We start from the raw sequence: 1,238 nt of genomic DNA, 5'->3' as shown, positions 1-1,238 counted from the left end.
GAATTTTGGACAATGGGCGCAAGCCTGATCCAGCAATGCCGCGTGAGTGAAGAAGGCCTTCGGGTTGTAAAGCTCTTTTGTCAGGGAAGAAACGGTGCTTTCTAATACAGAGCGCTAATGACGGTACCTGAAGAATAAGCACCGGCTAACTACGTGCCAGCAGCCGCGGTAATACGTAGGGTGCAAGCGTTAATCGGAATTACTGGGCGTAAAGCGTGCGCAGGCGGTTTTGTAAGACTGTCGTGAAATCCCCGGGCTCAACCTGGGAATGGCGATGGTGACTGCAAGGCTAGAGTTTGGCAGAGGGGGGTAGAATTCCACGTGTAGCAGTGAAATGCGTAGATATGTGGAGGAACACCGATGGCGAAGGCAGCCCCCTGGGTCAAAACTGACGCTCATGCACGAAAGCGTGGGGAGCAAACAGGATTAGATACCCTGGTAGTCCACGCCCTAAACGATGTCTACTAGTTGTCGGGTTTTAATTAACTTGGTAACGCAGCTAACGCGTGAAGTAGACCGCCTGGGGAGTACGGTCGCAAGATTAAAACTCAAAGGAATTGACGGGGACCCGCACAAGCGGTGGATGATGTGGATTAATTCGATGCAACGCGAAAAACCTTACCTACCCTTGACATGGCAGAAATCCCGGAGAGATTCGGGAGTGCTCGAAAGAGAATCTGCACACAGGTGCTGCATGGCTGTCGTCAGCTCGTGTCGTGAGATGTTGGGTTAAGTCCCGCAACGAGCGCAACCCTTGTCATTAGTTGCTACGAAAGAGCACTCTAATGAGACTGCCGGTGACAAACCGGAGGAAGGTGGGGATGACGTCAAGTCCTCATGGCCCTTATGGGTAGGGCTTCACACGTCATACAATGGTACATACAGAGGGCCGCCAACCCGCGAGGGGGAGCTAATCCCAGAAAGTGTATCGTAGTCCGGATTGTAGTCTGCAACTCGACTGCATGAAGTTGGAATCGCTAGTAATCGCGGATCAGCATGTCGCGGTGAATACGTTCCCGGGTCTTGTACACACCGCCCGTCACACCATGGGAGCGGGTTTTACCAGAAGTAGGTAGCTTAACCGTAAGGAGGGCGCTTACCACGGTAGGATTCGTGACTGGGGTGAAGTCGTAACAAGGTAGCCGTATCGGAAGGTGCGGCTGGATCACCTCCTTTCTAGAGTAGCACTGAGTTAGCAATAACTCGCCATCAAGCGTTCACACTTATCGACTGTCAAT

The 1,238-nt window shown here is 52.3% G+C and carries 1 rRNA gene; it reads left to right on the top strand.

Going from position 1 to position 1,238, the window contains the following annotated elements:
* Window positions 1-1,176: ribosomal RNA gene (locus tag J2X54_RS25675) — 16S ribosomal RNA — on the top strand; the annotation flags it as partial.
* Between the last annotated feature and the right edge of the window lie 62 nt (window positions 1,177-1,238).

Origin of the sequence: Duganella sp. 3397 (assembly GCF_031456625.1) — a bacterium.
GTDB lineage: Bacteria > Pseudomonadota > Gammaproteobacteria > Burkholderiales > Burkholderiaceae_D > Rugamonas > Rugamonas phyllosphaerae.
Note: the sequence above shows the minus strand (reverse complement) of the source record. Positions and strands in the feature narration are given on the sequence as shown.